This is a genomic window from Corynebacterium sp. LaCa_282, assembly GCF_057198125.1.
The window spans coordinates 689,040-714,909 of record NZ_CP191095.1 but is presented as its reverse complement, the minus strand read 5'-3'; the positions used below and the strand labels follow the sequence as shown (position 1 = coordinate 714,909).

At 57.9% G+C, this 25,870-nt stretch carries 20 protein-coding genes and 1 tRNA gene; 12 read left to right on the top strand and 9 right to left on the bottom strand.

Features of this window, described 5'->3' with window-relative positions; translation table 11 throughout:
* The first annotated feature begins 64 nt into the window (after positions 1-64).
* From ACP8KU_RS03320 to ACP8KU_RS03305, 4 genes are read left to right on the top strand one after another with little or no spacing between them, the layout of a single operon-like run.
* Complete coding sequence (locus tag ACP8KU_RS03320) at positions 65-1,534, top strand: DUF3375 domain-containing protein (RefSeq protein WP_284897619.1); 1,470 nt, start codon at positions 65-67, stop codon at positions 1,532-1,534.
* Positions 1,534-2,184: a DUF4194 domain-containing protein gene (locus ACP8KU_RS03315; protein ID WP_005284094.1), complete on the top strand. Its 651-nt coding sequence runs from the start codon at positions 1,534-1,536 to the stop codon at positions 2,182-2,184. Before ACP8KU_RS03320 ends, ACP8KU_RS03315 begins: the two co-directional genes overlap by 1 nt.
* On the top strand, positions 2,177-5,548 hold the full coding sequence (locus tag ACP8KU_RS03310; protein ID WP_484483980.1) for an ATP-binding protein: 3,372 nt from the start codon (positions 2,177-2,179) through the stop codon (positions 5,546-5,548). Before ACP8KU_RS03315 ends, ACP8KU_RS03310 begins: the two co-directional genes overlap by 8 nt.
* Positions 5,541-6,668, top strand: coding sequence for a Wadjet anti-phage system protein JetD domain-containing protein (locus ACP8KU_RS03305; protein WP_484483979.1), 1,128 nt, complete (start codon positions 5,541-5,543; stop codon positions 6,666-6,668). The genes ACP8KU_RS03310 and ACP8KU_RS03305 overlap by 8 nt, the downstream gene beginning before the upstream one ends.
* A 342-nt stretch (positions 6,669-7,010) precedes the next feature.
* On the opposite strand, the gene ACP8KU_RS03300 is transcribed toward ACP8KU_RS03305, so the two are convergent.
* A complete protein-coding gene (locus ACP8KU_RS03300; RefSeq protein WP_484483978.1) occupies positions 7,011-7,394 on the bottom strand; it encodes a hypothetical protein in 384 nt (127 codons plus the stop codon).
* Between the two features lie 322 nt (positions 7,395-7,716).
* Here ACP8KU_RS03300 and ACP8KU_RS03295 point away from each other — a divergent pair.
* From ACP8KU_RS03295 to ACP8KU_RS03270, 6 genes are all read left to right on the top strand, one after another.
* Positions 7,717-7,789, top strand: a tRNA-Asn gene (locus tag ACP8KU_RS03295).
* Positions 7,790-8,287: 498 nt separating this feature from the next.
* A complete protein-coding gene (locus tag ACP8KU_RS03290; protein ID WP_484483977.1) occupies positions 8,288-8,800 on the top strand; it encodes a hypothetical protein in 513 nt (170 codons plus the stop codon).
* Positions 8,801-9,078: 278 nt separating this feature from the next.
* Positions 9,079-10,023 carry a DUF3800 domain-containing protein gene (locus ACP8KU_RS03285; RefSeq protein ID WP_484483976.1) on the top strand — a complete coding sequence of 315 codons (945 nt, stop codon included), beginning with the start codon at positions 9,079-9,081 and terminating at the stop codon, positions 10,021-10,023.
* Positions 10,023-10,394, top strand: coding sequence for an ImmA/IrrE family metallo-endopeptidase (locus ACP8KU_RS03280; RefSeq protein WP_484483975.1), 372 nt, complete (start codon positions 10,023-10,025; stop codon positions 10,392-10,394). Before ACP8KU_RS03285 ends, ACP8KU_RS03280 begins: the two co-directional genes overlap by 1 nt.
* A 652-nt stretch (positions 10,395-11,046) precedes the next feature.
* Complete coding sequence (locus ACP8KU_RS03275; protein ID WP_484483974.1) at positions 11,047-11,388, top strand: Arm DNA-binding domain-containing protein; 342 nt, start codon at positions 11,047-11,049, stop codon at positions 11,386-11,388.
* A 48-nt stretch (positions 11,389-11,436) separates the two neighbouring features.
* Positions 11,437-12,033, top strand: coding sequence for a site-specific integrase (locus ACP8KU_RS03270; RefSeq protein WP_484483973.1), 597 nt, complete (start codon positions 11,437-11,439; stop codon positions 12,031-12,033).
* A 386-nt stretch (positions 12,034-12,419) separates the two neighbouring features.
* Here the strand turns inward: ACP8KU_RS03270 and ACP8KU_RS03265 are convergent, their stop codons facing one another.
* The 4 genes from ACP8KU_RS03265 to ACP8KU_RS03250 form a co-directional block, all read right to left on the bottom strand.
* Entirely contained in the window at positions 12,420-13,793 is a 1,374-nt protein-coding gene (locus ACP8KU_RS03265) for an NAD-dependent succinate-semialdehyde dehydrogenase (protein ID WP_284902027.1), read from the bottom strand.
* 122 nt (positions 13,794-13,915) lie between these two features.
* Complete coding sequence (locus ACP8KU_RS03260) at positions 13,916-15,121, bottom strand: oxygenase MpaB family protein (RefSeq protein WP_005278135.1); 1,206 nt, start codon at positions 15,119-15,121, stop codon at positions 13,916-13,918.
* Positions 15,122-15,155: 34 nt separating this feature from the next.
* Positions 15,156-16,532: an oxygenase MpaB family protein gene (locus ACP8KU_RS03255; protein WP_484483972.1), complete on the bottom strand. Its 1,377-nt coding sequence runs from the start codon at positions 16,530-16,532 to the stop codon at positions 15,156-15,158.
* Between the two features lie 55 nt (positions 16,533-16,587).
* A complete protein-coding gene (locus tag ACP8KU_RS03250; RefSeq protein ID WP_232018247.1) occupies positions 16,588-17,946 on the bottom strand; it encodes an oxygenase MpaB family protein in 1,359 nt (452 codons plus the stop codon).
* Between the two features lie 404 nt (positions 17,947-18,350).
* On the opposite strand from ACP8KU_RS03250, the gene ACP8KU_RS03245 reads away from it, so the two are divergent.
* Entirely contained in the window at positions 18,351-19,403 is a 1,053-nt protein-coding gene (locus tag ACP8KU_RS03245) for a PDR/VanB family oxidoreductase (protein ID WP_484483971.1), read from the top strand.
* Positions 19,404-19,480: 77 nt separating this feature from the next.
* On the opposite strand, the gene ACP8KU_RS03240 is transcribed toward ACP8KU_RS03245, so the two are convergent.
* From ACP8KU_RS03240 to ACP8KU_RS03225, 4 genes are all read right to left on the bottom strand, one after another.
* Positions 19,481-20,404 carry a DMT family transporter gene (locus ACP8KU_RS03240; RefSeq protein WP_023017154.1) on the bottom strand — a complete coding sequence of 308 codons (924 nt, stop codon included), beginning with the start codon at positions 20,402-20,404 and terminating at the stop codon, positions 19,481-19,483.
* A 144-nt stretch (positions 20,405-20,548) separates the two neighbouring features.
* On the bottom strand, positions 20,549-21,925 hold the full coding sequence (gene accC, locus ACP8KU_RS03235) for an acetyl-CoA carboxylase biotin carboxylase subunit (RefSeq protein ID WP_284610457.1): 1,377 nt from the start codon (positions 21,923-21,925) through the stop codon (positions 20,549-20,551).
* Positions 21,926-21,942: 17 nt separating this feature from the next.
* Complete coding sequence (gene accB / locus ACP8KU_RS03230) at positions 21,943-22,488, bottom strand: acetyl-CoA carboxylase biotin carboxyl carrier protein (protein WP_284644039.1); 546 nt, start codon at positions 22,486-22,488, stop codon at positions 21,943-21,945.
* Positions 22,489-22,490: 2 nt separating this feature from the next.
* The gene (locus ACP8KU_RS03225) at positions 22,491-24,047 is read right to left on the bottom strand and encodes a pyruvate carboxylase (RefSeq protein ID WP_005278129.1); all 1,557 of its coding nucleotides are present in this window, start codon (positions 24,045-24,047) and stop codon (positions 22,491-22,493) included.
* A 425-nt stretch (positions 24,048-24,472) separates the two neighbouring features.
* Between ACP8KU_RS03225 and ACP8KU_RS03220 the strand changes: the two genes are divergently transcribed.
* Positions 24,473-25,819 (top strand): MFS transporter, encoded by a 1,347-nt coding sequence (locus tag ACP8KU_RS03220; protein WP_284609745.1) that lies wholly within the window; start codon positions 24,473-24,475, stop codon positions 25,817-25,819.
* Positions 25,820-25,870 lie beyond the last annotated feature (51 nt).

The window sequence follows — 25,870 nt, the reverse complement described above, 5'->3', positions numbered from 1 at the left end:
ACCGATTCGAATAAGTGAGTCAAACTACGCTGCACGTGTCCGGCGTAGATGGCAAAATCGAATCATGTCTGTTGAAGCTCGCGCCCTTTCACTGCGGCGGTTATTACATGATTCCGCGGCAGTGCGGCTGCTGGCGGCCGATAATGCCCCGGTGATTTTGGCGCTGATTGCTGAGTATTTTCCCCGCGGCACTCGGGCGCGGCCGGCGGCAGAAGTATATGAGCTGATGGTCACCGATTTCGAGGTGCTTGCCAGTGAATTCTCAATGCCGCGCACACCGCAAAGTTATTGCAATGACTGGGTAAAAGCTGGTTGGCTAGTCCGTAAATCTGGCAAGAGCTCGCGCGGGGAAACGTTGGAACCGAGCGAGGAAGCACTGTCCGCGCTCGAGGCTGTTGAACGTTGGGAAACGCCGGTTACTACGGTCACCGCATCGCGCGTGGAATCTATCGGCTCGGCGCTACAACGCTTGGCGCGAGATACAAATGAGGATATTTCGAGCCGCGTCGCCAGCTTAGAGGCGGAGCGAGACCGCATTGACCGCGAAATTGAAAAGGCACATTTAGGGCAGTTTGAAAGGCTGACTGCGGCAGAGACACAGGAACGCGTCCAAGACGTGCTGAACATGGCTATGGCAGTGCCAAGCGATTTCGCCAGGGTTCGCCACGAACTTGAAGCCCTCAACCACCGATTGCGCCGACAGCTTTTGGATCCAGAAGGTTACCGCGGCGAAGTGCTCGAGGAAATCTTTAGCGGTGTAGACCACATCGCGGAATCGGACGCGGGGCGCAGCTTCCGCGGATTCTATTCCTACCTCATGGATAGAGAACGCAGCGCGTGGCTGGACCAGTGGATTAAGCAGGTTCTAGAAAGCGACGTTGGCCAAGAGCTAGCGCCAGAAAACCGGCGGCAGCTGCGGAATCTCTTCCGCGATATGGAAGAAACGAGCTTCGAGGTCAATCAAACTATGACTGGCTTGGCACGCAGCTTGCGCAACTATGTCTCCTCAGAACAATTCGCAGAAGACCGGCGCATGATTGAGCTACTGCGCGAGGCGCGGGGCATGGCCATTGATGCAGCGCAGGCATCGGAGCTAAAAGCCTTTCACCGCATGGAAACTCCCCTACAGCGCATCGGCATGTCCATTCACTCCGTCTCGCGCATCCAACTAGCCAACCCAGGACGCGAGGTCGTGGAAGAAGCACCGGAAGCCTTCCAGCCAGGCCAGGAGAACGCCGAGGCGTTGTATGAGCTGGTACGCGAATCAGAGATTGATTTTGAGGAATTGCATGGGGCGATTCGCGGGGCCGTCGGCAAAGCGGGTCCGTGCACGATTGGCCAGGTATTGCAGGCGTACCCGCCCACGCAGGGCCTGGCCAGCGTCGTGGGATTGGTGCACATTGCGGACCAACACCCGCTTCCAGCTTTGCACGATGATCATGAAAAGGTCACCTGGACCGAAGAAGATGGGACCATTCGCGCGGCGTATATCCCTACTATGTATTTCGATAGCACCACCGTTGAGGAGTTATAGTGAGCGCTACTGATAATCACCGCGTCGATTCGGCGCATGAGCCCCCGCTGTGGGAAAGCGATAAAGGATCGCTGACCTATAACTCGCGCCGCGCCTTGGTGCAGCTGTTGAAGGGGCCGCTCGTGCGAGCGTACAAGGAACCTGTCTTATGGTCCGCCATCATCTCGGACGAAGACAACCTGCGCGCCCGCCTGCATGAGGTATTCCTCGAGCTGGTCGTCGATGAAGCGGAAGGGTTTGCGTTTACCCGGATGGTAGAAGAGGAAACGCTGCCTATCCCGCAGGTGCTGCGCACGGATAAGCTTAAGCACATCGATACCGCCATCCTGTTGAACCTGCGCCAGGAACTTGGTTTGGCGTTGCCCGGTGAACGCGTGATTGTGGATGTAGAAGATCTCCGGGAAGGCATTGGATACGTCCGCGCGGTTGATAACCGCGATGAAGCCGGGTTCAATAACCGCTTCAATGCGGCGATTAAACGCATCCGCAATGAATACTCGCTGCTCAGCGCCACCGAGACAGAGGGGCGCTACGAGGTTTCACCCGTCTTGCGCCAGCTTTTCGATGCCGCCACGGTCACCGCCATCCGGGATGAATACGCCCGCCTCGCAGAAGCCGAAAGCGACCAGGAGGATGCTTCCGATGACTAACCTGTATCCAGGCCAATTCCGCATCAGCCGTATCCAGCTCATTAACTGGGGTACTTTTCACGGCTACTTTTCCATCCCGGTAGCCCGCAAGGGCTTCCTCATCACCGGCGGATCCGGTTCGGGCAAGTCCACGCTGCTTGATGCGATGTCAGCGGTATTGGTGCCGCAGAAGGACCTCAAGTTTAACGCGGCATCGCAGCAGGACCTCGGGCGCCATAATGGGCGCAACCTCGTCTCCTATATTCGCGGGGCGTGGCGGCAACAAGAAAATGCGCACACGGGTGAAATCGCCCCGGAGTATTTGCGTGAGGGCGCGACTAACTCGGTGGTGGCGTTGACCTACGATAATGGCACTGGCACGCAGCACACCCTCATCGCCATCTTCCGTCTCAACGGCGGTGAAAATTCGGTGAGCCAAATTAAACGGCTCTATGGGGTGGTGCAGGGAGATGAGGACATCGATAAGCTCAGCCCCTTGCTCACCCGAAGCCTGGATACCCGCAAGATTAAAGCCATGTACAAGGGGCCTGGTGCGTCATTTACGCCGACGTACACCACGTTTGCGGATCGCTTTCGCAAACGCCTGGGCATCAAGAGCGAACAGGGGCAGATCTTGCTTCACCGCACGCAGTCCGCTAAGTCTTTATCCAGCCTGGACCAGCTCTTCCGGGACTATATGCTGGATACGCCGTCTACCTTCGAGCGGGCGGAGGAGTCGGTGGAGCAATTTGAGGATCTGCGCCAGGCATACCTGCGGGTAGAGGACGTCAAGGCCCAGATTGAGACGCTGGCACCCCTGCCCCAATTGCACTCCCAACGCACCACCGCAGAAGCGGATAAGCACAAAGCCGAGGCGATGAATGAGGCGCTGCCGGCGGTGCGCGCCCGCTTGGTGGCAGAAGAACTGGACTATCGCATTCGCGCGCTGACCGCCAAGCAGGCAGAGGCGCATTCTGCGGCCGAGGCGCTCGAAGCGGAGGTCACGCACCTTGACGATGCCGAGCGACGCGCCGCTGTAGCCGTCTCCCAACTCAGTGCCGGCGAACTCGCTGCCCTAGAAGCCAAAATTGAAACCGCGGAGAAGGAAATTGAGCACCGCTCCAAGGAGTTCCACCACCTTGCCGCTGCCGCCGACCAGTGGACCGATCACTTTGAGCTCAGTCCGCACGGCTTCGCCGAGCTGCAAGCAAATGCCCGCCTGCGCCTAGCGGACTTCGAGGCTGACTCGGCCCAGCTTACTGAGCAGCAGCAAGAAGCCGGCGTAGCCGCCCGCGATGCCGCGACAGCATCCGCGTCCTTAGAAAGTGAGCTGCACTCATTTAGCTCGCGGCGCACCAATATCGATAAGGCCCTCGTAGAGCTGCGCACCCAACTCGCGCGGGATACTGGCTATGCCGAATCGGAGCTTCCATTCGCTGGCGAGCTACTAGATATTGCCCCGCAACAGGCGGAGTGGGAACCGGTGATCCAAAAATTGCTGCACGGATTCGCCGCCACCCTGCTCGTTCCGGAAACCGCGCGGGAAGCTATTAACCAGTGGGTCAATTCTCGCAACGTGGGTACCCGGCTCGAGTACCGCACTATCCCGGAGTTTGCACCGGCGCCCGCGCCCGCGCGCAGCCCGCAACAGCTCATTCACAAATTGGAGTTCCAGGATCACCCCATGGCGCAGTGGGTGCGCCACCATATTTCGAGCCGTTTTAACTACGAATGCGTCAACTCGGTGGCCGCGCTCGAACAGGTAACCAAGACCCCAGCCGTCACGCGCGATGGCTTGGAAAGCCGGCCTAAGGACAAGGATGGATCGACGCGCTTTATCAAGGATGATCGCACGCGTTTTAAAGGCACGCGGTGGTACCGAGTAGGTTCTACCAATACCGCCAAGATTGAGCTCCTGCGTTCCCAATTGAATGAAGCAAAAGCCACTGCTCGTGCCATGGCCAAACAGGTCCATGAACTCAACCGGAAGATGGATATCCTGCGCACGCAGCGCGATAAAGCGCAGCGCGTACTGGGGACTAAGTTCCAGGATATTGATACCGCTTCCGCTGAGGCGCGCAAACGCGATTTGCAAGAACAGTACGATTCTTTGGCTTCCTCCCCAGAGGCGCAGGCCTTAGCCACGGCACACGAGCAGGCAAAGGAAAAGCTCACCGCCGCCCGCGCTCAACTGAACGAAGCACAAAAACACCTCGGCAACGTGGAGGGCGAACTGAACCGCTCCACCCAGCGGCGCCAAAGCATCGGAACGGTGCCCACGGTGGCGGATCAGGGCATCGCCAAGGCGGTCGAAGAGGCCCTGCACAAGAGCAGAAGAAAACTCACCATCGATGACATCGATGCCCGGCGCGATGAGGTGCAGGCTAACCTGCAAGAAACCGCGCGCACGGCCGCGCGCCGCATCGAGGAGACGAATACCAAGATCGTCTCCGTCCTGCACAAGTACCTATCGCAGTGGCCGGCGGAAGCGGCGGATTTGGAGCCACAGGCGAGCTTCGCCGGCGAGGGCATGGAGAAGTTGAAATTCCTGCGCGCGGACCGCTTGGCGGATTTTCGCGCTCAGTTCTTGGAGCTGCTCAATGGCACGACGGTGCAAAACCTATCGCACCTCGCCTCCTCACTTCGCCATGCCCGTAGCGATATCGAACAGCGCATGGAATTTATTAATAAATCCCTGGAGCGCACGCCCTTCAATGGCGACCGCACCCTGCGCATTGATGTGAAGGATGCCAGGGGCCAGGTCGTGCAAGATTTCCAGCGGGATCTCGATGCCGCAACATCCCATAGTTTGGCGGAGATTAGAGCCGATGAGCCCGAAGCTGCGGTAGCGCGCTACCACGCCCTGAACAAGATTCTCAGCCGCTTGGGCTCGTCTGAGCCGGAGGACATTCGGTGGCGCAACCTGGTTCTGGATACCCGCAAGCATGTCAGCTTCATCGGCCGCGAGTGCTACCCCGATGGCACGACCGCCAATACTTATCAAGATTCCGCATCCCTCTCCGGCGGCCAGGCCCAAAAGCTGGTGTTCTTCTGCTTGGCTGCGGCGCTGCGCTTCCGCCTGGCGGAGCCGGATCAGGACGTTCCCACCTACGGTTCCATCATTTTGGATGAGGCCTTCGATCGCGCCGACCCTGCCTTCACGCGCACCGCCATGTCCGTGTTTGCGTCCTTTGGTTTCCACATGATTTTGGCAACGCCGTTCAAGCTCATCCAGACGCTATCGCCGTACGTGGATGGCACCATCGTGGTCAACTACGACGAGCCCATTATCCAGGGACGCCCGCAGGCGCGTACGGGCTATTCGCTTATCGATGCCACCACCTACCCCCACAAGTCCCCGGAGTCCACCGATGCGGATGCCTAGTGACTTGCACACCCATGCGGCAAAATACCTGCACAACCACTTTGCTGAGGCACTAGCCGCCCCGGATTCGCTGAGCATCGACTGGCCGCTGCATCCGCCTACGGCCGCCGCTGCTGCGCGCAATGTCGCCGCCACCCAGGAGTTTATCCGCGCCTGGCAGCGCTGGCCGCACCAAGAAGAGATCCACTACGAACCGCGCAATTGGTCCCGCACGGGACTCGGCACCAATTCCGTGCCTACCCGCGCAGCCCTTACCGGTGCGCCCCGCATCGCCGCGGCTGCAGGCCTCAGCGCCGAATACTCCCGCGCGCACAAGCGCGCGCACGACATCGCCGCGATCTTCCCCGACTCCCCTGCATTCGCCGACGCCGTGTACCGCACCTATGCCCAGTGGAAGGACCTATGCGCATACGATCTGCGCTGCTTAAAGCCATGCTTGATCTGGCTGCGCGCCCATCCGGACTCCGGCGAGTGGGAGCGCGCCGTTCCGGTCGAAGGAGTAGACGGCAAATGGATAGGCACCCACCGCCGCCTGCTGCTCGCCCTGCTTTCGCCTTTTGGCATCACGGATTTGGGGCTGCGCCGCACCGACGCCCGCCTGCGCCTGCGCTACCTCAATCACGCCCCCGCGTTGTCCGATATCGAGGTTCCCCTCTCCCAGGCGGCACAGCTCTTTCCCACCGCGCCTCCGCGCGTTCTCATCGTAGAAAACAAACAGACCTTCCTAGCCCTACCCCTGCTTTCCGATGCCGCCCCACCTACCATCGCCATCCTCGGTTCCGGCAATGCCGCCCGCCAACTTCACGCCATCGCCTGGCTCCACCACACCGAAATCACCTACTGGGGCGATCTCGACGCCGCCGGCTTCAGCATCCTCAACGGCGTGCGCGCCCACTTTCCCCACACGGAATCTCTCCTCATGGATACCGCCACCGTCACCGCGTTCCGCCACCTCGCGGTCCCCGATCCCGGTGACGGCTCCGCCATACTTAGCCACCTCACCACCGAAGAACAGCGTGCCTACCGCCTCCTCTTCACCGAGGGTAAGCTGCGAATTGAACAAGAACGGATTCCGTTCGCGCATGCCAACGACGCGATTCAATCTACGTTTCAACGCTAGGTTCTAGCGTTGGGGAAATCTCATCAGAGGACGCAACCTATTGCAAACCCAGTTCCTGTGGTCTCGCTCCCATCGGCCAAGCCTAGAATCTCTAGAGATCTCGCTCTCAAACTAGATCCTCGACCTACATTATTTAAGGGTCCCCGCCAACCAGGCAGGAACCCTCAAACCGCGTGTGACCACGCCTTTTCTAGTAGCAACAACCCGTCTTCTCCGAATCGGACTATCACCTCTGATAGTTGTTACCGTATTCTTCTTTCTCCGCAGCAGCAAGACGAACGCGAGTAAAATTGCCTGTTGAGCCCCTCAACTAGTAAAACCTTGCGGCGGCGTCTCCATCTCTCACTGCATCGCGGTCCACTCGATGTCCTCGAAGCCCCAGTCAGAGAAATGCCAGGTGATGGTCTCGGTGGCATCAACTAGGGCTTGCTCCATTGTCTCTTCATCGTCACCGGTAACGGAGAGCTCGAGTATCACTGAGGTATCTTCTTCGTCCAGTAGCCCCACATCGAGCGGGCCGCCGTCATCGAGGCCAGCCACAAAGCGCGCGGTCCAATTATCGCCGCCAAAGAAACTGGAGCCATCTTCTATAGCGTGCTTTTCCTCCAAGTCCCACACGGCTTCAATAATGTCCCAGTTGCCAGTAATTGCTGCGGATAGCTCGGCGTCACGCCCGTACAACACCAGCTCGTGGATCCAAGAATAGTCAATGATGAAGCTGCTCATAATGCCTGCCAGTCTAAGCGAGGAGAACCCCGTTCTTGAACGCACTCACCGAGCGTTTTGCTTATAAACCCGGCTGAGGGTACCGGACGTATTGAACGGTGTTCAGGAAAAGAGAAAAATAGACCAGTCTCAACCAGACTCCAGGCGGCGCTTCCCAAACCGGAATACACAGGCCATGCGCATTCCGATGCCTCCCGCCTCACCCCGCGTTGGGCCCCTAATTTTTCCGGCTAACCAGCCAATTTGTGCAAAAACGGCGTTAGCCTATATAGTTAATTCTCGTTGCACAGAGAACGGAACGTTCGAAGTACAACATGGATATTCCTCCATAGCTCAGTTGGCAGAGCATTCGACTGTTAATCGAAGGGTCACTGGTTCGAGCCCAGTTGGAGGAGCAAATAATTTACCCCCTTCTACCAGTAAAACACTGGTGGGAGGGGGTTTCTTGCTTTTGCTTTAAGCTTGAGTTCAGAGGGTCGTCTACGCGGTCGAAATAGCCTGCAATGTAGTTCTTGTCGCCTTGTAGTGCGGAGACGCGTAGTGCGAGCTCTGTGGTCACTTTTGCCCCGGCACGCAGCTTGGGAATATCAGCGGGATATACCCCGATAAGAAGTACTAGCCGCTCTTCGGTTTGCAGGTTCCGTGAGCGCATGATTGCGTCCAGGGCGCCTGGGCGGAAGGTCTACCGGGGCGGTGCCACGACTGCCATGAATTACCTCCATATAGTCCTTTTACTTATGGACGGCATTCTCTGCGCCGGTGATTACAGTTTGCAGCAAACGGCGATTTCTTGCGATGCTAGCGATGCGAACATACCCCCGACAGCTTCCCCCTCCACCCTATTTGGCCTGCACATATTACACATGACGGCACATTGCAATATAGTTAACGTCATGAACGAAAACAGCCACGAACAATGGCTCTTAGAGCTAATCGGTAGCGACTCCATGCGGACAGCGGCCCAGAAAAGCAAATATGCCCAGACGACGATTTCCCGTCAGCTATCTCGCGGCTACTTACGCCCTGAGATGGTCATAGCCCTATGCCGCGCTTATGACCACTCCCCTGTCGCGGGTCTCATAGAGATTGGCTACATCAACGACTACGAAATTCACGGCCCAGACGTAGAAATAGCCCTACACGAAGCTACTAACGAGCAGCTTCTAGACGAGATTATGCGCCGCTCCGACCCCCAGGCCCGATACCTATTCGGGAACGATGGCGACGACAACGCCATCGGCTTAGCCCCGCACCTCACCCCTGTGTCCGATGCGCATGGTTCACTGCATGATGACGATGACGGAATCGTCCGTGAGTTCAACTACTCCCCCGACGAATACGCCGCCGACTCGTCACCCAACGAACAAGAAGAACGCGAAAAACGCGGAGAAGACCCCATTGACTAGCCCAGACCAAGTAGCCATCTACACCACATTCAGGCCATCACACGTTCCGGCGAGTTAGAAGAAGCTACTTTCAAAAAACTTTTGAAAATACCAGTTCAAACCAGGGTAAAGACCTTGAAACGAGGTGAAGATTTGATTGATTAACATATAGCTAGCGAAATTCGCCGGAACCAGATAGAATCATTACACACAGTGGCGGCATTGAAATACATGTACCGCGCTAATTCCGGCGGCTAGAGCATTTAATGTTCTAGCCGCTGAGTCATTTCAAGGACCTTATGCTTATTGCTTACTTGGATGAATTCGGCCACCAAGGCCCCTACATCAGACACGACCACCCTAAATACAACACACACCCGGTATTCGGTTACGCCGGATACATACTCCCTGCCGAAAATGTACGCCAGATGGGTGGCTACTTCGAATATGTAAAAGAGCACCTACTTGACTGGGAAATCAAACGCTCACAGGTTCACCCAAAACGATGGGAGAAGAAAGGCTCAAAACTTCTCACCACATCAAACATCGAAAAATATGGCGAGGAAATAAACCCCGCCATGAACCGCATATTCCGAAAACTAGGAGAACTAGACGGAAGGATTTTCTTCTACGGTCAACAAAAACCCATCGGAACAGTCAAAGAGACTAACGAGACTTCCCAAGCCCGCGAAGAGCATTGCCTCATTCAATCAATAAACCGACTCGGAACCTTCGCCTCTAAAGCAAATCAAACACTCATGGTAATCATGGATGCCACCGACACAGACAACCGTGAACGGGCCGTCGCCACTTTAGGGAAAGCGATATATTCTCGTCAGAACAAGGAAAACAGAAGCATCATTGAGATACCTGTTCAGGCCGATAGCAGACTATACGGAACCATCCAATTGGCAGACTGGATATGCGCGATACTTGGCCGACTAACAGACTATCATTTTGCAGAAACTTCCGCCTTTGGTTGGGCCGTAGACATGGGGCAAAGCCTCGCACGACTATGCCAAACGACAAACAATTCAGTTATCTGGTCTAACTCACCAAACAAAGACTCTCGATGCTTCCCAAACCAGCTAGTGAAAACCACCAAATTTTGGCAGTCCGAAGCTAGAACCGAAGCTAAGAAAAACCGGCAAAAGCAAATAAACAATCAAATGATGCAGAATATGCTTGCCGCTAGTTCTCCGGAGCTTCAGAAGAAACTGGAACAAATCAGAGGCAATCGTTGATGATTGAAGCTCTTATTCAGGCAGCTGAGTCCTGCGGCTACCGCATCAGGTGGCACCGCGGCGGGCCAAAAGCGGCGTGGGTACCAAGCCAGAACGCAATCACTGTGCAGATAGGCATGGATGACGTCACCACCCTATGTTCTCTAGCTCACGAGCTAGGCCACGCGCACTACGGTGACCCGCCCGGCCACCACGGTGCCCACGAAATACGCGCCGACCGCTTCGCCGCCCAACTACTCATCTCACCTGCCGAATACGCAACCGCAGAAGCAATCTACGGACCACACCCAGCGACAGTCGCCAACGAGCTGGGGGTCACGGTCAAAGTCCTTAAAACTAGGCAAACCCTCTACGAAAGGCAAGCACCATGAAACGCGCGACATCCATTCTCATAGCATTCCCCCTAGCCCTTACTGCCTGTGGAGCTAACCAAGATACTACGTCGGCGCCGTCATCAAGCCCTGCGTCTTCTACCCCGGCTTCCTCAACGTCAGTAACCTCCACATCTAGTAACACCTCTGCCCCGGCTGACCCGTCGCCTGAAGGCGAAACCTCAGTACAAGACCCAGAGACACCAGATACAGCTTGGAGGCAAGAAAGGGCACCAAAACAAGAGAACAATTCAGGTTCCACACAGCCTACCTTTGTGTCTTGTTGGGAAAACGGCTACGCCCAGCTTTCTGACATGAGCGTTGTCGAATGGCCAGACTGCGCCTTACCACAAGACCAAGCGTCCCAGCTAGGCCCCAGGCGAAATCACACCGCACCCCCTTACACCGAAGGCGGAACCTGCCCCGCGTACCTATGCGGGTACGGACACGACGAAAACGGAAAACCGAGGCCGAGCAACGCCGAAATTCAAGGATGGTGGGGCGAATGTATCGCGGAAAACGCCGCAGAATACTGCCGCGCAAACGATCCATATCAATAAGCCACGAAACCGCCTTGGCGTTCTCCACCGCAAAATTTTGAGCACTAAGGCGGCTATTATCCAATCCTCTACAAACAGGACAGGCCTATCTTATGACATCAATCAAGCAATACAAGACAGCCAAGGGTAAAGCTTGGCGTGTTCAGTACCGCAGCCCTGATGGGCGGAATCGTACGAAGCAGGGTTTTCGCACGAAGAAAGAGGCTCAAGCTTGGGCGAATAAAAACGCCGTCCACATGAACGAGCAGGACTGGATAAACCCCAACGCCGGCAAAGTGACTATTGGTGAGGTTGCCGTGCCAAGGGAGGCGAATCTGACTCACCTGAAGCTTAAGACGCGGCATGACATATTTGCGGTGTGGCGTAACCACGTAGATCCGAAGTGGGGAAGGCGGCAGGTGGCTGGGATTAAGCCCTCGGAAGTGCAGGCGTGAGTGTCTAGTCTGGATAGGTCTGAGTCGTTGGTGCGGCAGGCTCATGCGGTGTTGGCGCAGATTCTTGACCTGGCGGTGATGGATAAGGCTGTGAGTGAGAACCCGGCGCGGGGCGTGAAGCTACCACGTAAGGGCGCAGCACGGAAAGTGTATCTCACAGCGGAGCAATTGGGCTTGCTTGTGGGTGAATATACCCGCTACCAGGAGCTTGTGTGGTTACTTGGCACCGTTGGGCTTCGGTGGGGGGAAGCGGCAGCACTCAGGGTACGAGACGTGAATGTACTGCGGAATCGCATCAGCATTGAGCGTCACGCGGTCACCGTGGGCAGTGAGGTGATTATTGGAACGCCTAAAACCCATGAGGTGCGAGAAGTATCCGTACCCGTGTCCGTGATGCGGATGCTGGTGCCAGTGATGGAGGGCAAAGGCCCGGATTTTCCGCATGGGCTTAGGCATGTGGCGGCGGGGTTGATGATTTCCGCCGAGGCGAATGTGAAGGTTGTGCAAAGGCAACTCGGGCATTCTTCGGCTGCGATGACCCTTGATATTTACGCTGAATTGTTTGATGAGGACTTGGAAGCGGTGGGTAGTGCTGTGGAGGAAAAGATTTCGAATGCAGTGGAATTATCGTGGGAAGGGGCTTAAAAAGGGTGTTTACGCTGGTTAAATGGGGTTTAGGTCACTGGTTCGAGCCCAGTTGGAGGAGCTTATTACACCCCTCTCACTAGCAATGATGCTGGTGAGAGGGTTTTTGGTTTTCGCCTATTACTTAGATTCTAGGGGTCGTTGCAACGACAATCGGTTAAGGCGGTTTCCTTCCAGCGCATCGTCGAAATGTTGTCATGCTTTGGTGGCAGGCGCAGCCTGGAAAGTAGCACCATGACGCTCTTTGCATATGGGCCTATATCGGGTTGAGCAGCGATGTGAGCAAGCAAAAGGGGCCTAGCCTTAATTAGGCTAGGCCCCTTCCCTACTGCACTCTATGCGCTCGCTGCAGGCGCAGGGAGCGCTGAGTGAGCGTCAACGAGTAATTAGTCGTTGATGTAGAGGTACTGCTTGTTCACGAACTCGTCCAGTGCGAAGACGGAGAGCTCGCGGCCGAAGCCGGAGTTCTTAACGCCACCGAATGGCAATACTGGGGAGAAGTACTGGCCCAGGTTGACGTGAATCATGCCGGTCTCGATCTGGTCAGCAACCTTGGTGGCGCGCTCGGTGTCATCGGAGAAGACGGCACCGCCCAGGCCGTAGTTGGAGTTGTTGGCCAGCTCTACGGCTTCCTTCTCGGAGGAAACCTTGTAGATCTCTGCTACTGGGCCGAAGAACTCTTCGTAGTAGGAGTCGGAACCAACGGGGACATCGGTAAGCACGGTCGGCTCGTAGTATGCGGCGGTCTCGTGCAGATTGCCGCCGGTGCGGACCTTAGCGCCGTTGTCCACAGCGTTCTTGACCTGCTTGTCCAAGTTCTCTGCTGCTTCGCGGGAGGACATTGGGTAGTACTGGTTCTCACCCGGCTGGGTTGGGTCAGCCTGCTTCATGCCCTCAGCAATGCGGACCATTTCATCTACGAACTCATCGTAGATGTCTTCCATGACGATGATGCGCTTGTTGGAGGTGCAAGCCTGGCCAACGTTCTCGATGCGCTTGACCCAAGCTTCCTCGGCAGCCTTGGTGACATCGGCTGCGTCCAGAATGATGTAGGGGTCGGTGCTGCCAAGCTCCAGCACAACCTTCTTCAGGTTGCGGCCGGCGATCTCAGCCACAGCGGCACCGGCGCGCTCGGAACCGGTCAGGGATACGCCCTGGACGCGCTTGTCCCCGATGATCTCTTCAATCTGCTTGTGGTCGGCGTATACGTTGATGTACACGCCCTCTGGCAGGCCAGCCTCGCGGAAGATCTCCTCGATGACTGCAGCGGACTTCGGGGTAATTTCGGCGTGCTTCAAGATGATGCAGTTGCCGTTCATCAGGTTCGGTCCGGCGAAGCGGGCGACCTGGTAGAAGGGGTAGTTCCACGGCATGATGCCCAGCAGGGTACCAATGGGCAGACGGCGGAGGGTGGCCTTACCGCCTGGCACGTCAACCGGTTGATCCTTGTTGTGCTCTGGGGCGTTGTCTGCGTAGAACTGCAGGATATCGCCGGAGAAGTTAATTTCCCACTCGCCTTCTGGGGTGGACTTACCCATCTCCTCTGCGGCAATCTTGGCCAGCTCGCCCTTGCGCTCCTTGAGCAGCTCGGCTGCGCGGGAAACGATCTTTGCGCGCTCCTCAATGGAGGTCTCGCGCCAGGTCTGAAAAGCCTCGTTGGACTTAGCCAGTACCTCTTGAATCTGCTCATCGCTAAAGGTGTCGAACTTCTCTACTACTTCATTGGTAGCGGGGTTAGTTACTGCATAATCCTTGGACATTATTGTTCCCTTTCTAATTGGATTCTTGGAACTAATGTGGCGGCGAGCACACTCTGTGTTCGCCTGCCACAAGAGTACTTAAGTTCTATTAACTGCGTCACCCACGAATGTGGGTAATTCGTTTAGGAAGCCGCGACGACCGAGCCATCCTTCATCTTGATGCCCTCATCCTGCTTCATATAGGTGGCATCGCGAGTGAGCATCTGGCGCACCGCCTCCTCGTTCTTCTGGATTTCCGCCTCGAGCGCCTCCGAGTCTTGGCGGAGGAGGTCAAAGCGCTCCTGCACCAGCGGTGCCTCCATTTGCAGGATGGGGCGCATGACGGAATCGGCCACGCCGCAGGCATCGGCGATCTCATCGCCGTGAATGATGCGCACGTGCGCGGCGGTCCAGTCCGCTAGGGTGTCATCGGGCATGCCCGTGAGTTCCTTGGCGTTGACGACGAAGCCGTCCATGAGGGCATCGACAAGCTTGCGGGCCGATTCGTTGATCTCGCCGTCGACGGTGTGGATAGCATCCATGGTCTCCTGGGAGGCCTCTACCCCATCTTCGCCTTCGAAAAGGTCCGCGGAAATGCCCAGCATGCGCCCGGCAATCTTCCACAGGTAGAACGCGTCTTTTTCTTCTTCCGCGGTGAGCTTCCAGCCCATTTTGCGCAGGCCAGCGTACGGAATGTAGGTGAAATCGAACCAGGTACGCAGCATGTCGAACTCGCTGATCGGCGCGCCGTAGTGGGAGTAGTCCAGCTCCTTGCGGGTGTGCACGCGCCGCACGTGGGCGTGGATGGCGCGCACCATGCCGGTGTGAATGAAGCCCTCGCCGCCGGGCTGCAGCGCATCCGGCAGGTAGAGCGAATAGGTCCAGTTGGTGGTGTAGGCAAGGCGCTTGACGGCGCCATCGGTAAGCTCACCGGTGTTGACCAGCAGGTCCGCAATCGCCGGGGTGGAATAGGTGTGGACCAGCGAGCCCGGGCCCAACGCCAGGCCGTGGCTGAGCGGCGGGATGGACAGGTAGACGCGGCGGCCGCGCTCCAGCTTTTCGGCGTCGATGCCGTCAAGTGCCTTGGTCATGTCCTCAATAAGGGCGGCAACCTCGGGGAAGGTGTCCTCGTTGGCGGTGCCGCGGGCAAGGGCATCGCGCAGGTTAGGCATGATTTCCTTGACCGTGTGGCCGCTGGTAAAAAGCGCATCGGCCACCGGGTCCATCTTCCAAAAAGCTTCGTGGTAGCGGTCGGCGCGCTCTTGGCCAAAGGTGGCGATGAATTCATCCTTATCGCCGCGGCCGGCAGGCCACTCGCCGACGGTGCCTAGGGACATAGTGTTAGTCATGGTGTTCTCCTCTGAGAATGTTATGGGGGATGGGTTAGCTGCGGGCTTCTTTAGAGTCATCGTGCAGCGTGTAATCGGACTTGGTCTCGGGCTCGTTTTTCGCGATGTGTGCCTTGATCACCGCGGTGACATCGGACCATGGCGGCTTATTCTTATTGGCACGCTTTATCTTTGCCTTTTGCGCACCCGGCAGCTTGTCCCGCAGGCGGGCAACCTTGGCTTCTGCCCGCGCGGCACCCCGATACAGGACGGCCCACGGCTTATAGTTCACCTTTTCCCAGCGCGTACCCTTAACCATGAATTTCGTATCTTCCACGCCGCAAATGGTGGTCAGCGCACCAAGCGCCATCTTGGGAACCAGCGGGTGGATGGTTTCTAGAATGCTCATCAAGGCAGTGGCCACGCGCTCGTGATAGGTGGAGGAATACCCGCCATTGGCGTAGATGAAATCCGTCATCTTGCGCATTTCATCGCCAGTCTTGGGGATGAGGCGCTCTTCGGCCCCCATCATATAAAGGATGTATCCCCAGTACTGGGCCACATCGTCCCAGTCCTGGCCGGAGTGGGGGCGGCCAAAGCGCTCGTCGATGGCCAGTGGCATCATCCCGAACCAGCCCTCACCGGAGACCAGGAAGCTGGAGCCAATTGGCCGGCCGAATTCGTTGTAGTGCTCCTTGCCCCACATCTTCTCCAAGCCGCGATTAGCTTGGGAATGCAACAGGCGCACGCGCACGGCGGCCTTGCGGCCTTCACCGAAGCGGTCGAAGACGTCCTTCTTGCCCAAATCCGTGAAGAATTGCGCCGTTTCAATGGAGCGCTGCATGGCCTTGAACTCGAACATGCCGGTCTCGCCCGTGGCCGCCGATGTGCGGTCCTCCATCGTGGTGGCCCAGTATGCAAAGGCGATGGCCAGAACCTCTGAGGTGCGCGTGACGTTGTAGTAGGCCACGCGGCCGCGCTCTGCGGCCTCAAGATCCAGCCACTCCGGAATGCGGTCTACCTCTTTGAAGAAGTCCACCAGCTCCGGCGCGGGGTCTTCTACCGTCTCGATGCCGTGGTTGAGCGCCTGCTCAAACTTGGCGCGCGATTCCTTGGCACCATCGCGGCGGAAGGCCTGCGCCAGCTTTTCACCGGTCTCATCGGTCTGCCACATGTGGTCATCAAGAAGCTTGGTTTGCAGGCTATCGTAGCCTGCCCACTCATCTTCGACGGTGTGCCAGGAATCGAAGATATTGTGTCGCAGCTCGGACCAGCCTGGGGCCGCAGTGCGGCGCTTCGGCGCCGGGCGCAGGTCCATGCCATCGCGGTAGAAGTAGCGGAAATCCTCATAGGGATTATCGGACATGGGCAGGACCTGCGGTTCCACCTGCGACGTGTTGGCAGCCTCAGACGTATCTGTGGGAGCAGTCATTATTTCATTCCCTTCCTTATTATTAGGCCTTGATAACTAGCTGTGGGCGCAGCGGCTAGTTCCGGCGGGCTTCCTTGGAGTCATCGTGCAGGGTCCACTCGGCCTTGACGTCTGGCTCATGGTTGTTGATGTGCTCTTGCACTTCCTCTAAGGCATTGATCCAAAGGGGGCGACCTTGCGCTGCGTTGTGCTTCTTGTACTCCTCCGCGCCAGGTTTTTCATCGGCTTCGCGGGCTTCCTTTGCCTCCGCGCGCGCCTTGGCTTCGAAGTCTTTGGCCGCTTGGGAAAAGTCCATATCGGCCCAGCGGGTTCCTTCCACCATGAACTTGGTGTCTTCTTCTCCCACCAGCGTGGCCAGCGAACCCAACATTTCCAGCGGAAGGTCCGGGTTCATCTGCTCCACGATGGACATCAGTGCCGTGGCCACCCGCTGGTGGTACGAGGAAGAACGCCCGCCGTTTGCGTAAATGAAATCGGTCATCTTGCGCATTTCATCGCCGGTCTTGGGGATGATGCGTTCTTCGCCGCCCATCATGTACAGCACATATGCCCAGTATTGGGCGACATCGTCCCAGTCCTGGCCAGAATGCGGGCGCCCGAAAAGCTCGTCGATGGCCAGTGGCATGAGCGCGAACCAACCCTCACCGGAGACCAAGAAGCTGGAGCCAATCGGCCGACCGAATTCGTTGTAGTGCTCCTTGCCCCAAAGCTTTTCCAGCCCGCGGTTGGCCTGGGCGTGCAGCAAGCGGACGTGGACTGCGGCCTTGCGGCCTTCTCCGAAGCGGTCGAAGACGTCTTGCTTGCCCAGGTCCACAAAGAACTTGGATGTCTCCAGCGCGCGCTGCATGGCCTTGAACTCAAACATGCCCGTCTCACCGGTGGCCGCAGAGGTGCGGTCTTCCATGGTGGTGGCCCAGTAACCAAAGTTGAAGGTAAGAAGGTCCGCGCTCGGGGTGGCGTTGTAGTAGGCAACACGCCCACGCTCGGCAGCTTCAAGGTCGATCCAGTCTGGGATGTTATCGACCTGCTCGAAGAAGGCAACCAATTCAGGCGAAGGATCCTCGACGGTCTCGATTCCTTCATTCAGCGCCTGCTCGAACTTTGCGCGCGATTCCTTCGCGCCATCGCGGCGGAAGGATTCTGCCAACGCGGCACCCAGTTCATCGGTTTGCCACATGTGATCATCGAGCAAACGAGTCTGCTGGGTATCGTAGCCTTCCCACTCATCATGAACGGTGTGCCAGTGGTCAAAAATATTGTGGCGCAGGGTGGACCAGCCGGGTTTGTCCACGCGGCGCTTCGGCGCCGGGCGCAGGTCCATGCCATCGCGATAGAAGTAACGGAAATCCTCATAGGGATTATCGGACATGGGCAGAACCTTTGGTTCCGTCCGAGTATCAGTAGGAGCAGTCATGGGGAGTAAACAACCTTTCCAATCTTGGTGCCGCACCACACGCATTTCCTGTTTATGTGGTGCAGTTCACCATTTAGCTGTGCCCGTAAGCCTATAGAGACCTTGCTCGCAACTGCAATGAATTTTGAATCCAATTTTCTGGAAAATTTCTGGCCCCCAACGCCGCCACTACGCCCACCTTCACAGCACCTATCCCCTCCTGCGCAAATAGCAAAAATGACCATCTTGGCAGATTTTGCAAGCCTTCTACCAGCTCACCCCATATAGGTGTACTGGGCGCACATATGTCCGCTATGCGAACGCGTTTGTAACCTATATCTCGCTTCAGGCTATACCATGACGTGCATTACATGCAGTGGATTGGCACTGAACTACAGTCACGAAAGTGAGGTCTATTCACCCCTATGCCTAGTTCTCCTTCTCAACCCGCGCCCCAGCTTGCCGATGCCCCCTCCACCACCGCCACGGTGCACAATATCACCGCTGTAGCGGAAGACCTTGCGGTCATCGAGTTTTCACTGGACGGTGATGCGCAGCTCACGGATTACTCCCCCGGCTGCCACGTCGATATCACCCTCCCGGGAGCTAACGGTGAGATGCTTACCCGCCAGTACTCGGTTTTTGAGATGACCGGTGCCTCTTCCCCTGCTGCTGGCCAACAGGAACGGCCAACGTATGGAGTCGCGGTAAAGCGGGAGAAAAACTCCACGGGTGGCTCGATTGCGATGCTCAAACTGCGCCGCGGGGATAGCTTTAAGATTTCGCAGGCATTCAATAACTTCGAGCTCGTGGCACACGCCGGCTACTACGTCCTAGTTGGTGCCGGCGTGGGCATTACCCCCATGCTCTCTATGGCCCAATCCCTCGAGCGCGAGAACAAGCCGTATATCGTGCTCTTTTTTGCGCGCGATAGCCACCACGCGGTGCTGCTCGAGCAATTGCGCGAGACCTGCGGCGATAAGCTCATCGAGGTCTTTGGCCGCCCGCGCGACAAACAGGCAGATATCTACCGGCACCTGCTGGGGCAGGCGCCAAAGGAGACAGCCTTTTATGTCTGCGGCCCACAAGGCTTTATGGATTCTGCGAAAAAAATTGCGCTCGACTACTTGCCCGAGCACGCCTTCCACTGGGAGAACTTCCACCCCGATCTCCAAGCGCTATCTGGTGAGAAAAACGCTGGCGCCGGCGACGGCCCGTTCGAAGTAGAATTTTGCGGCGAGACGGTAGAAATCCCAGAAAATAAAACGGTCCTAGAGGTCCTCGAGGATCTCGATCTGCCCGTAAAATCGCGCTGCTTGGAAGGCACGTGCAGCACCTGCCTGATGCGCGTGGTCGAGGGCGAACCAGACCACCGCGATTCCGTCTATGACGCGCAAATGTATGCCGATGGCGCCTTCGCGCCGTGCGTCTCCCGCGCACTAAGCCCCAAGCTCACCTTGGAGCGCTGGCGGCAATAGCCCTCCGCTCCCTCCCACCCTGGCCGGGAGTGGGAGCGAAGGAGGAATAAAGGGGCATCGGCAAGCGCGGCACAGCCCTAAAGGGCGCGCACCATAATCACGCCGATAATGACCAAGACCAGGCCGATGATACGGTGGACCGGCGGCAGGCCGCGCTTGGCATTGCCCCAGCCCAGCGATTCAATGACCTGGCCGCAAATGATTGAGCCCACCAGCGAGCCGATGACCGTCGTGCCAGTGCCGATCATGGGCGACAGCGTCGCGCCGCCCACCACAAAGAGCGCGCCGAGCACACCGCCGAGCCACATCCACCAGGGACCTGGGGCGATGCCGCTCAAAAGGGCACGACGGGGAGCCTTCCAGCCTACGGTGAGCAGGGCCAACAGGATCACGCCCACGCCCAGGGAAATGACGCTGGCGGGCATGGGGCTGTGCAACGCGCCTCCCAGGTAGCCGTTGACGGCGGTTTGGGTGGCAGAGCCCATGCCGATGAGCACGCCGAAAACCCGCCACAGCCACAGCGAAAGCCCGGTGGCTTGCGCGCGCGTGGTGGCAGCGCCCCGGCCAATTTCTAGCACCAAGGCGATGCCGCCCACCACGATGAGGGCGCCGAGGATGCGCAGGGGGCCGACGGGAACCAAAGGGGATTCAAAGAGGCCGGTCAGGTCATAAATAAGGCCCATCGTCACCTGTCCCAGGATGGGCAGGATGACGGTTTCTACGCTGCCGATGCGCGGGAAGAGCAGGATATTTCCCACGATGAAGGCCACGCCCATAAAGCCGCCGAGCCACACCCACCACGGTTGCGCGGCCGCCAGCGCCAGGTCCGGTATCGCGTCACCGGTGACTATCAGCGCGAGGATGGCGGAGACAGCAAAGCCGATAATGAAGGAGAAGAACCCGGCGGCGATGGGCGAGCCCACGGACTCGCGCAGACGAGTATTAATGGCCGTTTGCGCCGGCACGATGGCGCCGACCAGCATGGCGGCAATAACCAACATTGTTTTTCCTTCCCCACACGTATGGGACTAAGCAAAGCCTGGAACCAGGCGTGACATAGAGATGTAATTGTAGAGCGTTAAAATGCAAAAGAGTGCAGGCCGGCAAAAGCGGAACCTGCACTCTCTCGCTAGAAGGAGCCGAGTTTAGTCATCCGTAGGGATGGAATCGGCACCTTCCAGCAGCTTGGCAACATAACCAGTATTGAACTCGCCGCTGCGGAACTTTTCGCTATCAAGCAGCATGGCCTGGAATGGCGCCGTGGTGACAACGCCTTCTACCTGCAGCTCGTCGATGGCGCGCAGCATGCGAGTAATGGCCTCGTCACGGTCCTCTGCCCATACGATGAGCTTGCCCACCATGGAGTCATAGAACGGCGGGATGGTGTAGCCCGTTTCGATGTGGGTATCCATGCGCACCCCGAAGCCACCTGGCACGCGGTAGTGCTCGATCTTGCCCGGCCGCGGCGCGAAGTTCTGGTTCGGATCCTCGGCGTTGATGCGGCACTCGATGGCGTGGCCACGAATCTCCACATCATCCTGGGTAATAGATAGCTTCTGCCCGGAGGCAATGCGCAGCTGCTCCTTGATGAGGTCCACACCGGTGATCATCTCCGTAACCGGGTGCTCCACCTGGATGCGGGTGTTCATCTCGATGAAGTAGAACTTATCTTCGGTGTTATCGAAGACGAACTCGATGGTTCCGGCGTTCTTGTACTTCACCTCTTTACACAGGTTAATCGCGGCTTCCTGCATTTCCTGGCGCAGCTCATCAGTCAGCACCGGCGAAGGGCCTTCCTCAATGAGCTTCTGGTTGCGGCGCTGCGAGGTGCAGTCGCGCTCTCCCAGGGCAACGGCATTTTCGCCATCGGCCAGCACCTGGATCTCAATGTGGCGGATATCCGTCAAAAAGCGCTCGATGTAGACCGACGGGTCATTGAACGCGGACTCTGCCTCGTTCATGATCTCGTTGAGATCCTTTTCCAGCGTGTCCTCGGATTCCACGACGCGCATACCGCGACCACCACCGCCGGCGGCAGCCTTAATCAGCAGCGGGAAGCCGGTGTTATGGGCAACCTCGAGGGCCTCATCGAACTCGGTGACCACGCCGTCGGAGCCCGGCACGGTGGGAACACCGGCGGACTTGGCAATGCGCTTAGCCGCGATCTTGTCACCCATCAAGCCGATGTGCTCGGCCGAAGGGCCAACAAAGCCGATCTCTTCTTCTTCCACCATGCGGACAAAGTCCGGCTTTTCGGACAAGAAGCCGTAGCCCGGGTGAATGGCATCCGCCTTGTACGCCATGGCTGCGGAGATGACCAGCTCGGGGCTGTTGTAGCTCTTGGAAACATTCGCCGGGCCGATGCATACTGCTTGATCGGCGAGCTTTACTGGCAAGGAGTCCTTATCGCCTTCGGAATAAGTAAGGATGGACTTGATACCCAATTCCTTGCAGGCGCGAATGATGCGAAGCGCAATCTCACCGCGGTTAGCAATGAGCACGCTACCTAATAGATCTGACATATTTTCCTCCAGATCGATTACTTCGGCTGGATGACCATGATGGGCTGGCCGTGCTCCACGGCGTCCTCATTATCAACGAGGATTTCCTTCACGGTGCCGGCAACCTTGGACTCGATGTTGTTCATCAGCTTCATAACCTCAACGATGCACAGCACCTGGCCAACCTCAACCTCGTCACCAACCTTGACGAAGGGATCTGCGCCCGGCTTCGGAGCAGCGTAGAAGGTACCGACCATGGGAGCCTTAACGGTCTCGCCCTCTGCAGACGGCTCGCCGGAGGTCTGTGGCTCTTCCTTTGGAGCTTCCTCCTGGGCAGGAGCAGGTTTGGACTCTGGCTCAGCTGCCGGGGCGGGTGCGGCCTCCGGGGCTGCCTCCTGTGCTGGTGCTGCGGCCGGAGCGGCTTCCTGGGCCGGTGCCGGGGCCGGGCGGTTCAAGCCGCCTGGGGTGCGGGACATCGCGAGCTCGACGTCGCCGTACTTAATCTGCAGCTCTTGGATGTCATCAGAAAGGTTAGCCCACTTCAGCAGGGACTTCAGGTCGTGCAAGTTGGTGGAATCAGTCATGGTTACTTTTCTCCTTTGGTGAGGTTGATTTCCAAATCGGAAGTCTTGAGGTGGAAGTCGGTGGTATCGGAAGAGTCGTAGATTTGCTGTACCAGGGAGGTCAGGACGCCACCCTTGACGCCTTCGCCCTCGCCGCCGCGGCCTTCAGCCACGAAGCGCTTCATTTCATCGACCTGGCTGCCGGCGAACATCACGCGCAGCAACAGGGTGTCGATATCCTCGTCCGGGTGAGCCTTCTTCAGGTCCGGCAGAACCGGCTTGAGCTCTGGGATTTCCTCCGTGATTTCAGAGGAACCGTTGGCCATGATCTTCTCCAGCACGTCTGGGTCCAGCGGGGCGAGTGGCTCGCCGTAGTAGCCCAAGGCGTACTTCTTAATCTCGTTCGGGACCACGGAGTAACGGTCACCGGTCATCACGTTCATGACGGCCTGGGTGCCCACGAACTGGGCGAACGGCGTAATCATGATGGGGTATGCGAGCTCTTCGCGCACGCGTGCGACCTCGTACAGCAGCTCTTCGAAGCGGTCACCCAACCCAGCGGTTTCCAGCTGGGATTCGAAGTTGGTAAGCATGCCGCCTGGCAGCTGGTGCATGTAGTGCAGGCCATCGAATGCGCGCGGAACGCCTACCGGCTTATCTTCCGTATCGGCGATTTCCTGAATGCGCTCGCTGGCGGAATCGATGCGCTCATCGTCAACGTCCACCGTGTAGCCCAGTGCGCGAAGGTCGCGCACCACGGCCTGGGTGGCTGGTTGTCCCGGGCCATTGGCCAGCGGGGCGATGGAGGTGTGGATAGAATCCACGCCCAATTCCGCTGCGTAGAGGTAGGTCAGCGGGGACAGTCCGGTCAGCGAGTGGGTGTGTACCTCGAGCGGTACGTCACCGATGGAGCTGCGGATCGCCGGGATGAGGGTCTTCAAACGGTCCGGAGTAAGCAGGCCGCCGGCGTCTTTTAGCATGATGCGGTCCACATCGGTGCGCTCGAGCAGCTCCGTGGCCTTCCGCTTGTACAAGTCATCGGTGTGCACCGGGCTCAAGCAGTAGGACAATGCGCCGAAGGTTTCAGCTCCGAGTTCCTTGGCCAGCTTGAGGCCCTGGTCGATGTTGTCGATGTCATTCAAGCCATCGAAGGAGCCGATCACACGGAAGCCATTGGCGTAGAGTCGCTCGGTCCAGTTCAAGATGGCATCATCCGGCAGGAAGTCGAAGGAAGCCAGGTTCTTGGAGCGAATCAGGGCGCGGAACTTGGTGCCCGGCGCGGCGTTCTCGTGGACGAGGCGAACGCGCTCCCACGGGTCTTCCTTGAGGTAGCGCACGGATACGTCGAACTGGATGGGCGCGACCAAGTCCACGTGCTCGAAGCCAGCGTTGGTGATGTCATCCAACAGCGACAGGATGTGGCTCGTGGTCATGCGGGTGGCCCAGATACTCTGGTGCGCATCACGCAGGGTGGTATCGATGATGTTGATCTTGCGCTCGCTATCGGCCGGGCGTCCGCCCGCGGCCATGATTTCGGCGAGGCCTTCTGTGCTTAGTTCCTCGGGACTAAGAGCAGTCATAAATCCCTCCTTAGGGTGTGGCTCCGGAAAGACTCGGTTGGTTCACAGTGACGGGTCACTTTGGTGGTTCAAGACTCTTCGAAAACCTTCCGTGTCGTGGCTCACACGCTACACCACACCTAAATTTTCAGCGCCGGAATTCTGGCCAAAAATGACCTTTTCCTGCGAATTCCAAGCTCGTTACGGCAAAGAATTTATACAAATACCCCTATACGGGGTCACAGTGCGCACTATAGTTCACCTAGCGAACAGCGAATTTTTATGGACCTTTCCCCCGAAAAGTGGTGGACGACATGCAGTTTCTAGCCAGTAACTAAATCTGCCCCAGCCGCGCTGCGCTTCTCGTGGCTTACATCGCGGCCTAAGTGAAGTGTGATGTGCGTAATATCTTCCTCAATATTTCGGACCCATACCTAGGAGGAACAATGACTTCTACCGCCCCGCCGAGCCCCACGCCCACTAAGTCATCGGGCGCGACAAAAACGGACCGCAAATCCCTCGCAGCCAGCCTGACCGGCCAGGTCCTGGAATGGTACGAGTGGAGCTCCTATGCGGTCTTCGCCCCGTTCATCGCCGCGGCGATGTTCGACAAGGGCGATACCGCCTCCGCACTGCTTGCCACCTTCGGTGTCTTCGCCGTCGGCTTCTTGGTCCGCCCGCTGGGCGGCATCATCTTTGGCCGCATCGCCGACCAGCGCGGCCGCAAAACCGTCTTGATGACCACCATCATCATGATGGCTAGCGCCTCGGTCCTCATCGGTTTGCTGCCCACCTACGAATCCATTGGCATCTGGGCTTCTGTCGGCCTGCTCTTCATCCGCGTGCTGCAAGGCTTTGCACACGGCGGTGAATCCGCAGCCGCCAATAGCTACATCCCCGAGATCGCCCCGAACGCCCACCGCGGCCGCTGGGGTTCTATGGTCTATGTCTCCATCTTCGGCGGCTCGGTCATCGCCTACGTCTTGGGCGGCGGCATTTCGCTGGTCCTGACGGACGAGCAGATTGGTGCTTGGGGCTGGCGCATTCCGTTCCTCTTGGGTGCCGTAGCTGCGCTGATCGCGTTGTACCTGCGCCGCCACATGAAGGAATCCGATCACTTCCAGGAAATCGATAGCGCCGAGCCCACCGTTGAGGCCCCGAAGCGCCCCAAGAAGTCCGTGAATTCGCAAAAGCCTGCCTCGGTTGTTCGCCCGGCATGGCAGAATATCTTGCTCGTCGTGGGTATGGTCTCCGGTGTTACGGCCGCGCACTACACATGGACCTCCTATGTTTCCACCTACGCCATTAGCCACGAAGGCATGTCCACCCAGGGCGCATATTGGGTCACCGTGGCCGCACAGACCGCCGGTCTCATTGCCCTACCGCTATGGGGCAGCCTGTCCGATAAAATCGGCCGCAAGCCCGTCATTTATATCTGCGCCATTGGTCTAGCCGTTCTGCAGATTCCACTGATGAACTTCATCGATGATCGCCCCTGGACCCTGCTGGTGGCCTCCACCGTCGGCGTGGTCATCGTCGCCGCCGGCGGCGCCCTGTTGTCCTCCATCATGTCCGAGGTCTTCCCCACCGCTCAGCGCACCCGCAGCATCGGCCTGGCCTACTCGCTGTCCGTCGCCGTCTTTGGCGGTACCGCACCGTATATTTACCAGTGGTTCGTAGCCCACGGCCTTACTTGGGCTTCTGGCTTCTACGTCGTCGCACTGTGCATACTCACGCTTGTCAGCATGTACATCCTGCCTGAAACCAAGGGCGTGGACCTGCGCGATGTCTAATCCACCCGCCAAACACTAAATCGCCGCTTCCCAGGCTTTCCCGGGAAGCGG

Bases quoted from the DNA above. Each gene is read 5' to 3' on its own strand.
- ACP8KU_RS03320 (WP_284897619.1), top strand. From the start codon at position 65: ATGTCTGTTGAAGCTCGCGCCCTTTCACTGCGGCGGTTATTACATGAT.
- ACP8KU_RS03310 (WP_484483980.1), top strand. From the start codon at position 2,177: ATGACTAACCTGTATCCAGGCCAATTCCGCATCAGCCGTATCCAGCTC.
- ACP8KU_RS03305 (WP_484483979.1), top strand. From the start codon at position 5,541: ATGCCTAGTGACTTGCACACCCATGCGGCAAAATACCTGCACAACCAC.
- ACP8KU_RS03300 (WP_484483978.1), bottom strand. From the start codon at position 7,394: ATGAGCAGCTTCATCATTGACTATTCTTGGATCCACGAGCTGGTGTTG.
- ACP8KU_RS03290 (WP_484483977.1), top strand. From the start codon at position 8,288: ATGAACGAAAACAGCCACGAACAATGGCTCTTAGAGCTAATCGGTAGC.
- ACP8KU_RS03285 (WP_484483976.1), top strand. From the start codon at position 9,079: ATGCTTATTGCTTACTTGGATGAATTCGGCCACCAAGGCCCCTACATC.
- ACP8KU_RS03280 (WP_484483975.1), top strand. From the start codon at position 10,023: ATGATTGAAGCTCTTATTCAGGCAGCTGAGTCCTGCGGCTACCGCATC.
- ACP8KU_RS03275 (WP_484483974.1), top strand. From the start codon at position 11,047: ATGACATCAATCAAGCAATACAAGACAGCCAAGGGTAAAGCTTGGCGT.
- ACP8KU_RS03265 (WP_284902027.1), bottom strand. From the start codon at position 13,793: ATGTCCAAGGATTATGCAGTAACTAACCCCGCTACCAATGAAGTAGTA.
- ACP8KU_RS03260 (WP_005278135.1), bottom strand. From the start codon at position 15,121: ATGACTAACACTATGTCCCTAGGCACCGTCGGCGAGTGGCCTGCCGGC.
- ACP8KU_RS03255 (WP_484483972.1), bottom strand. From the start codon at position 16,532: ATGACTGCTCCCACAGATACGTCTGAGGCTGCCAACACGTCGCAGGTG.
- ACP8KU_RS03250 (WP_232018247.1), bottom strand. From the start codon at position 17,946: ATGACTGCTCCTACTGATACTCGGACGGAACCAAAGGTTCTGCCCATG.
- ACP8KU_RS03245 (WP_484483971.1), top strand. From the start codon at position 18,351: ATGCCTAGTTCTCCTTCTCAACCCGCGCCCCAGCTTGCCGATGCCCCC.
- ACP8KU_RS03240 (WP_023017154.1), bottom strand. From the start codon at position 20,404: ATGTTGGTTATTGCCGCCATGCTGGTCGGCGCCATCGTGCCGGCGCAA.
- accC (WP_284610457.1), bottom strand. From the start codon at position 21,925: ATGTCAGATCTATTAGGTAGCGTGCTCATTGCTAACCGCGGTGAGATT.
- accB (WP_284644039.1), bottom strand. From the start codon at position 22,488: ATGACTGATTCCACCAACTTGCACGACCTGAAGTCCCTGCTGAAGTGG.
- ACP8KU_RS03225 (WP_005278129.1), bottom strand. From the start codon at position 24,047: ATGACTGCTCTTAGTCCCGAGGAACTAAGCACAGAAGGCCTCGCCGAA.
- ACP8KU_RS03220 (WP_284609745.1), top strand. From the start codon at position 24,473: ATGACTTCTACCGCCCCGCCGAGCCCCACGCCCACTAAGTCATCGGGC.